4 protein-coding genes are annotated in these 8,960 nt (G+C 46.4%); 2 read left to right on the forward strand and 2 right to left on the reverse strand.

The genetic code is table 11. The annotated features are described in order from the left end of the window. Nucleotides 1-125: 125 nt before the first annotated feature. Complete coding sequence (locus IQ257_RS27815; protein WP_193882114.1) at nucleotides 126-2,381, forward strand: tetratricopeptide repeat protein; 2,256 nt, start codon at nucleotides 126-128, stop codon at nucleotides 2,379-2,381. 220 nt (nucleotides 2,382-2,601) lie between these two features. After that, entirely contained in the window at nucleotides 2,602-5,502 is a 2,901-nt protein-coding gene (locus IQ257_RS27820; RefSeq protein WP_193882112.1) for a tetratricopeptide repeat protein, read from the forward strand. Between the two features lie 32 nt (nucleotides 5,503-5,534). Here the strand turns inward: IQ257_RS27820 and IQ257_RS30450 are convergent, their stop codons facing one another. Continuing rightward, nucleotides 5,535-7,202, reverse strand: a complete 1,668-nt coding sequence (locus tag IQ257_RS30450; RefSeq protein WP_228061097.1) for an adenylate/guanylate cyclase domain-containing protein — start codon at nucleotides 7,200-7,202, stop codon at nucleotides 5,535-5,537. 133 nt (nucleotides 7,203-7,335) lie between these two features. Continuing rightward, nucleotides 7,336-8,877: an FAD-dependent oxidoreductase gene (locus IQ257_RS27830; RefSeq protein WP_193882019.1), complete on the reverse strand. Its 1,542-nt coding sequence runs from the start codon at nucleotides 8,875-8,877 to the stop codon at nucleotides 7,336-7,338. Between the last annotated feature and the right edge of the window lie 83 nt (nucleotides 8,878-8,960).

The following is an 8,960-nucleotide window of genomic DNA, read 5'->3' on the forward strand; positions in this document are numbered from 1 at the left end:
TCCCCACCCTCCCCCATTGACAGGACTAATTGATTACAAATCCTGACTTGGGCAACAAAAGTAAGAAGAGTTTTATAGAAACCTATCCTATTACTAAAAGCGCTCGTGTCCTTTGAGCTACCAGCATGACCGTAACGGATATTGTCCCCCATAAAGTTTCAAGCTGGAATCGACAAACCTATCAACGCTTGAAACTAGCACTGAGTCTAGGTTTGCGTCGTCAAATTTTTGTGGCGGTGTGCGATGACCTAAGCTTGCGCAATCGTCTGGCAGGCAAGTTGCAAGGGGAGTTAGGTGCAACCTCAGCTACAGACTATTTTAAATTAGTCAGCCTCAATATCAATGTCAACGAACCTAATCTTCTGGCTCAACTGACTCAGTGGTGGGCTAATAACCAACAATCCCGAAGTCCTAATTCTACTGTCGGATTTCAAATTTTAGGGATAGAACGCTTAACACGACAGCCCCCATCAGTGCAGCGATTGTTTCTCCGGCGCTTGCAAACGATGGAGCGCCATCTGCCGCGCCTAGAAACAACTCTATTACTTTGGTTGCCACGACCTTGGTTTCATACCATTGCCCAATCCGTACCAGAATTTTGGCAGTGGCATACGGGTATCTTCGAGTTTGAAGGCGAACCCACCCCACTACCGCCTGTTGGTGCATCGAAACCGGAAGGTTCCCCCAGTTCACCAATATTTGCCCCCCAGCTCCCTGAATTGAAGTCTGAGCCTCAAGAAGAGAACGATTCAGTATTAGAAAAAATAGCAGAAACAACAGGTTCGTTTAAAGAAGATTTACGAACTCTGCTAAGTCAGGACTTAGTAGAGACAGATGAATCGGCGTTTCTGAATGAGATTATTCGGAAATACCAACCGCCTAACGAGAATTCAGCACCTCTAATTGCTGATAGAGAAACACCAACGGCTCCAACCGCTCGTGAATCTTCCCCCATCGCCGATCAAGATGGCAAGAGTATTCCCAGCTCTATAGAAGACGAAGATGGAGGGACAAAGAAACAGGGAGAGCAAAGCAATTTAAGCCCATCTTTAGAATTTCCTGTCACTTCGTCATCAGAATCAGAGGCATCACCGGAACTTTCCTCAGAAACATCTTCAGAGGCATCACCGGAACTTTCCTCAGAAACATCTTCAGAGGCATCACCGGAACTTTCCTCAGAAACATCTTCTGAAACTACATCACCAGCCGATGCTTACCTACAACTGGGTAATCACTACCGCCACGCTATTGAACAGGGAGACGCTTCTGAAGAAAATATAGCGATCGCCATTCAATCTTACGAGCAAGCACTGCAATGGATCGATAATGCCTCGCCCCAAATCGCAGATATCCTGAACGATTTGGGCAATCTCTACTGGATGCTATCTCGCTGCCCTAGTCCTGCCGAGCATCGGCTCTCCTATCTTGAACAAGCCATTCAAGCCTATCAACTTGCCTTGACCAAGTTGATTGCCGAAGATGCCCCTCAAACCTATGCAATGGTTCAAAATAACTTAGGAGCAGCTTACGGGGATTTAGCTCGTTACAAAGACCCAGCAGACAGCTTGGAGCTATCAATTCGTGCCTATGAGGAAGCCCTACGCTACCGTCATGCGGACAGCGAACCCTTTAAATATGCTTCCACCCAAAACAACTTGGGAACAGCTTACTGGCATCTTGCCCAGCATCAAACCCCGATTGAGAACTTACAAGCTGCTATTGGTGCCTATGCCGAAGCGCTCTGTTACTACAACAGTAAATCTGAGCCGATGAATTGGGCGATGATTCAAAATAATCTGGGGACAGCTTATTGGAATCTTGCCCAATACGAACAACCGGAAATCTGGTTAGAGTTGGCAGTTCTTGCCTATAAAGATGCCCTAAATTACCGGACACCTGAGGTTGTCCCTGCTGCCTGCGCAGCGACTGAAAATAACCTGGGAACTGCCTACTGGCACCTAGCTGACCGATTTCAGGAAGACTCCGAGCGGCGGAAAGAATACTTGCAGCAGTGTATTATTGCTTACAAAAAAGCGATCGCGCTTACCCAGCAACTGGCAGACAATGCCCCACCTATACCTGTAACCTTCGATGTTGTTGCCACTCGCAATAATTTGGGATTAGCCCATTATCAGTTGGCAACCGAGCCAGAATTTGCCCTCGATGAGGCTGCCAAATCCGCTCACCTAGAAGCCGCTTTAGAACAGCACGTAAAAGCTTGCACTAGCATTACCGGGCAATCCGATGCCTACCAAACTGCTGTGAGCCATATCATCAAAACGATTCGCGCTTTCTTCCGCAAAAGGGGCATCGTTGGGCAGAACCTCGCCCTCTCAAAAGTTCCAGGTCATCTCATCCCAGAAATTCTGCCGCGACTGTAAATGATCGAGTTTTGGATCACCATCAGCTACCCTTAAGTTAGGCGCTGAGTCTGTCAATTTTTGATTTTTGGGGCTTGAACTTCGAGAATAATCCGTGACTCATCCACCACCTGCTACCCTAGGAAAGAGAATTTTGGCGGGTTTGAGTTCAAGCTCCTGAATTTTACGGTAATTTTAGGAAGCGATCGCCAAACCTGACCGACAGGCAAAGGGAGTTGCAATGAAGAAGGCTCTAGATATCTTCAGATTAATGTTACGAGGCAATGTTATCTTATCCATTTTCCTGTTGTCTGTCGGCATTGCCAATGCCCAACCCACTGACCCAACACCAGCCATTTCAGAACGGGAACGGCAAGAGCTAGAGCAGTTGCGACAAGAACAAGAGCTTCAAGAACAGGTTCAGGCTCAAGCCAATCGCGCTTTCAGTCGGAGCACGACCCTGTTTAATGTCATGCTAGCGACCTTAGCGCTACTTTTAGCCGCAGCAATTGTTGCTTTGTTTGTACTGCGCCGCTCTGTGATTCGAGAGGTTACAGAAATCGTGAGAACTCACCTCAACGAACTGGGAGACTTGGAAGGGAAAATTGCCAGTGCCAATCAACAGGTGCAAAGTTTCCTGCAAGAAACTGAAGGTCTTAGAGATGAACTTAATCATGAGGTGGGCGATTTTCACCAAGATTTAAGAGCTAACCGAACTAACTCCTCAAACCTGCTTGCTGAACTGTCTCAATCAAAACAACAGGCATTAAGCGAACTGGAGGCGCAACTCAAGAATGCTAAAAAATCCCTAGAAAACTTAGAAAATGACTTTGAAGCTAGGCTCTCTCAACTCCAAAGGAATGCCCAGCAACAGCAGAATTTAATTTTGCAAAATTTAGAAAACATAAGTGCTGAGTTTGCCCCTCACCTTTCTGCACTCCAGACAGATGCTCAAGGGCAGAAAGATGCTGTATTTGAAAACTTAAAACAATCCCAAATTGAGTTTGCGACTGAACTTTCTGAATTGCAAGCCAATGTACAAACGCATCGAGACGCAATTTTTGAAAATTTAGAGCATTTAAGGGCTGAATTTCCCTCTCAATTTTCTGGCATTCAATCGGATGTCCAAGGGCAGAAAGATAAGGTTCTCCAGAACTTGAAACAGACAGAAACGGACTTTGTCGCAAGAGTTTCACAGTTTCAAGCCAATGCTCAACAGCAGCGAGATTCAATTGTCCAGAATCTGGAAAAACTGGCATCAGAATTTACGCCGCAGCTATCTGAGCTCCAGACTGAGGTTCGAGGGCAAAAAGATAGCATTATTCAGAGCTTGAAACAGACAGAAACTGAGTTTTCTACTCAACTGTCTCAACTCCAAATTAATGCCCAACAGCAACGGGATTCAATTCTTCAAAATCTAGAAAAACTAAGTACCGAATTTCCTCCTCAGCTTTCAGCACTTCAGGCGGATGTCCAAGGGCAGAAAGATGCTGCTCTCCAGAATTTGAAACAGACAGAAACCGAGTTTGTTACTCAACTGTCTCAACTCCAAATTAATGCCCAACAGCAACGTGACTTAATTCTTCAGAATTTAGAAAAACTAAGCACTGAGTTTACTCCTCAACTTTCAACTATTCAGGCGGATGCCGAACAAAAAGCTCAACAGCAGAAAGATTTAGCCCTTCAGAATCTGGAGGAATTAGGAAACGAGATAGCGGCTCAACTGTCTCAATCGCAGTCGCAGATTCAAGGACAAATGAACCAGGTTCTCCAGAATTTGAAAAATTTGGAGACGGAGTATGCTGGTCAGATGTCAAACTCGCAGTCCAGTATTCAGGAAACAAACGAGCGAACCCGTCAGAGTTTGGAACAATTAGAGACTGAGGTAAGAACTCAACTGTCCCAATTGCAGTCAGAAATTCAAGGGCGACAAGCTCAAACCTTTGAGAATTTGGAACAACTGGAGACTGAGACGACGACTCGACTCTCTACTGTGCAATCGGAAATTCAAGGGCGACAAGTTCAAACCTTTGAAAATCTGCAAACCTTGGAAACCACAATTAATCAAAGACTTGCCGATCTGCACTCGGATGCTCAAACGCGGAAAGAGCAGATTCTACGGCAACTGGCGGATATGTCAGCAACATCGATCGCAGAGGTTGTCGTTCCAGAATTGCGATCGCAAATTCAAGACATCACCGAACAAATCGAACGCCTAAGATCTAATAATCCTAAGTTATTCTTGAGTCCGATTGAGTTTGTTGATCAGGGAAATGCTTTATTCTCACAAGGGCAGTATGAAAACGCGATCACTAGTTATGACCAAGCCCTTGACTTGCAACCCAATAACCCTGATATTTGGTATCAACGGGGTCTGGCTCTGTGGGAATTGAAACAGTACGAGGAAGCGATCGCCTCGTTTGACAAAGTACTTGAATTCAAACCTGATGACCTTGACACCTGGTATCATCGAGGTCTTGCCCTACAGGAATTGCAACGGTATGAAGGAGCACTGGTTGCATTTAATAAAGTGGTTCAAGTCCGCTCAGACGACCAAAAAGCTTGGCTGCATCGAGGGATGGCTCTGGGACGGTTGAGACGCCATGACGATGCGATCGCTTCCTTTGATAGAGCGATTGAACTTAAGCCTGATTATCACGAAGCTTGGGTCAATCGAGGGGTAGCGCTGGGAACGTTGCAGCAACATGATGAAGCATTCGCGTCTTTTGACCAAGCTGTTCAAGTTCAGCCCGATGATGGTGTCGCCTGGTTGAATCGGGGTATGGCTTTAGGGGTGTTGGAACGGTATGAAGAGGCTGTGGCATCTCTTGACAAAGCAATTGAAATCAACCCCGATTCTTTTAAAGCATGGAACTACAGGGGTTCAATGTTAGTGAAGCTAGAACGCGATCAAGAAGCAATTAAAAGTTTCGATAGCGCTCTTTTGATTCAACCCAACTATGCCCAAGCTTATTATAATAAGGCAACCTGTTATGCCTTGCAGGGTCGGGTCGAGTTAGGGATTGAAAATCTGGAGCAAGCGATCGCCCTGAATCCGAGGTATCGAACCGATGCCAGAACTGACCGTGATTTTGATGCGATCGCGGAAGACGATCAGTTTTGGCAGTTGATTGAGGGATAATTTACTTCTGGGAATTCCCCACTCCCTACTCCCTACTCCCTACTCCCCTTTAATCCCCTATGCTCCCACCCCATCCTCTTGCCCTTGAGGAGGTAGCAATTCATTTGTCCCTTGCCTTTTACCTGAATGAGTCCGCGATCTTCAAACCAGTAGTACTGTCTTAAGTGCTTGTAGGTGACTTCTGTCACCTGAACACTACCCGGCAAACCGTGGGATTCCATGCGACTGGCAATATTGACTGTATCGCCCCATAGATCGTAGATAAACTTTCTCGTGCCAATGATACCGGCAATCACAGGACCCGTATTAATACCAATGCGGATGCTGAAGAATTTCCCCGTCTCTTGGCAATATTGCTCAATGACGGCTTGCATATCCAACGCCATATCTGCGATCGCTTCGGCGTGGTTGGGCATCTCTACGGGCAAACCTCCCACCACCATATAAGAATCGCCAATTGTCTTGATTTTTTCCAAGCTGTGTTTGGCAGTCAACTCGTCAAACTCTGAGAAAATAACGTTTAAGATTTCAACCAGTTCGATTGGGGAGCTTTGAGCGGCTAGCTCAGTAAAACCGACAATATCAGCAAACAAAACCGTCACTTCTGGGAAATAGTCGGCAATAGTGCGTTCTTCCCGTTTCAGGCGCTGGGCAATAGGCTCAGGTAAAATATTCAAAAGTAGGCGCTCTGATTTTGCCTGTTCGATTGCTGAGGTACTCAAGGCAGAGGCAAACTGTCGGGCAATGATTACCGCCGCCGCCAGTGCCACTGAAACGGATACAACGAGCAGTACTGTTGCGGTATGGCTAGTAATGTCTATCGTTGAGTTAGCCCGTCGAGCTTCGGCATTTGCCAGATCAACTAGTTTGTTAGAAAGCGCTTCTGCCTGCTTGTCAAAGTCACGGATTTTTTCTTGAATTTCTCGATCCAGTTCGACAATATCCTTAGCAACTGACACGTAGGCATCAAGATACCGTAACGCCTGCGATCGCTCTACCGGATCTAACTTGGAACTGGTTGTGATGCGATCGCGCAGTTGCTGTGCGGCTTTGTACATTAACTCTATTTTGGCAGGCTGCCGGATTGACAGGTATTCCTTCTCAAAGGACTGCATTTCTCGAAACAACGCGATTAAATCCAGATCGTCAGCGAGCTGTAGCCTATTGTTTAACATCGCTGAATTTTGTTCGAGCTGCTCTAGCACCCCAACATCCGCCATACCCAAATTGCTCACCCAGCCAACGGTTTCTTGAAAACTACGGGAATACTGCTCGACAATTTCCACATATTCGACTAAATCTGGGTTACTCCGACGCTGGAGAAGTCCTCCCCTCGTTTTTGCCAGCAACTCTTGTAATTCGCTGCTAATAGCCAGAACTTGTTCAATCTCTCGGCGGTGTCCCGCCCGAAACTCATTGAGTTTAGCACTAGAAAAACTAATACTGGGCCATTGCAAAAAAAAATCGGTTTCTAATCGACGAGCGTTCCTTAATGCTGCATCCATACGAAACCCCTGCCGTTGCACCTCAATGCTAGTCACCATCACTGCTTTTGTTTCACGTTGCATTTGCCGAAGGGAAATAAAGCCTGTCAGCGCCACAACACCAATTAACAACAGTAAGGCAATAAATGCCAAGGCAAACTTTGTGGTAATGCTCAGCCTGCGCCGCGCCGGAATTAGGCGCTTTAGTACTTTCATAGATAGATTGTCACTTGTCCTACCCTGCCATTGCCCTTTGTCGTTGGCTTATCCCTTGTTTTTCATAGTTGGTGTTAGTTGTTGGTTGTGATGAAGCATGAACGATTACCAATGACAACGGAGCAATAACTCCTTAGTAGTCGTTCCCAGAACCATAGCACCAGGCATTTAACCAACGGTGATAGTAGTATTGAGTTTTGGGTGGGAATGTTTTCAACGGTTCCTTTATCAACTGTGCTACAGGATACAAGCCACTGTAAATACCCAGATTAATGTAATGCACCATCCAATCTAACAGCGTCGTCAGCCCTACCTGAGGAATCACGGGTATCACAAGTCCGGGTTTAGTCAGGGAGGTTAACAAAAGTGTTTTTGATAAGCCGGAAAACTGCACAATATCTTGTAAAAAGGGGCAGAGTACGTCGTCTCCCAATTGTGCCATTGCCTGAAAAACCCCCGTTAGGAGTTCGTTAATTTGATTGGGAGCCAGTTGTTGGTTGATACCCACACTCATGGCGCGTTGGAACATCCAAGTGACGGCAATGTTAGGCTGATAGGGTTGTAGTTGGGCTAAAGCATTTTGGCTGAGGGCGTCGCATTTGAGGGCGTCATCAATGCCCTGGGTGAGGCGATTGAGATGCCGTACCATTGAGCCAAACCCGCCAAAGCTAACCGGAGATTGACCGCCACTACTATCGCCTACGGGTAAAATTCGGTTCCAAGGCATCCGAATTGGACTGTTTTTATAAGAAGGAAAGAAGCCAAATAGGACTCGTTTAAAATCAATTTGGGATAATTCGACATCTTGATATTCCGGTAAAAGGCGCAGGTATTCTTCAACAAAAAACTCTAGGCTAGGGCGTTGGGGATGGGCATCAAGATAGGTAAACAAATAAGTCGTTCTGCCATCCCTAGCAGGAAATGCCTCCCAGAAGTATTGACATTGAGTCTGAATTGGTGTGAAAGAAACAATTAAATCCCCTGTATCATTGTTTGGAAAACCGCCAGCGCAACTGCCAACCACTAAACAAACCCCTTCTGGTGGTTCCCCCTGCCGTGCCTGCTTGACAATTGGGGAAAAGTGTCCCATAGCATCAATGAGCAAGCGGGTTGTTAAACCCCCTGCTGCATCTATACGGACACCATTAGGATGAACTGCGGCTCCCTCAAAGGCGGTGTTTTCAAAAAGCTGACCTCCGGCATCTAAAAATTTAGACTTTAGGGTATCAAGGAGAAAAACGGGGTCAACGCCAATATTAAGTACGTCCCGCACCCAGATATCAGAACCCCCAAAAAAGCTGACGCGACCGGGGTTATATTCAGTAGCGATCGCTTGTTTGAGTTCGGCTGCCGTTAGCAGCTCTAGTTCCAAAAATACCTCTAGCTCTTTGCGGGAGATATTCCACTCTTGCTCTCTACCCCGCAAAATACCCCGCTCAATTAATGCTACTCGCCAACCCTGACGTTGTAAGGCAGCACCCAATAAAATTCCTAAAGTGCCGCCACAGATCACGATATCCCAATCTACACTTCCTAACAGTTCTTGGGTTTCTTTGACAACTAGGGGAACTGGCGTAGTGCCTTCCTGCAAGGCTTTCCAGGATTGGTCAGCATTTCGCAGGCGTCCCAGGACATCCCCAGGCAACTGCGAGAGGATTTGTTCAGTTTGGCTCATGGATGTCTTGTTTTGCATTCATATGCTCCCTTTTCACTCTATACTTTCTTTTTCAATTCGCGGTAAGAGGCGCACCCCACACC

It is taken from the genome of Coleofasciculus sp. LEGE 07092, assembly GCF_015207375.1.
Classification (GTDB): Bacteria; Cyanobacteriota; Cyanobacteriia; order Cyanobacteriales; family Coleofasciculaceae; genus LEGE-07092.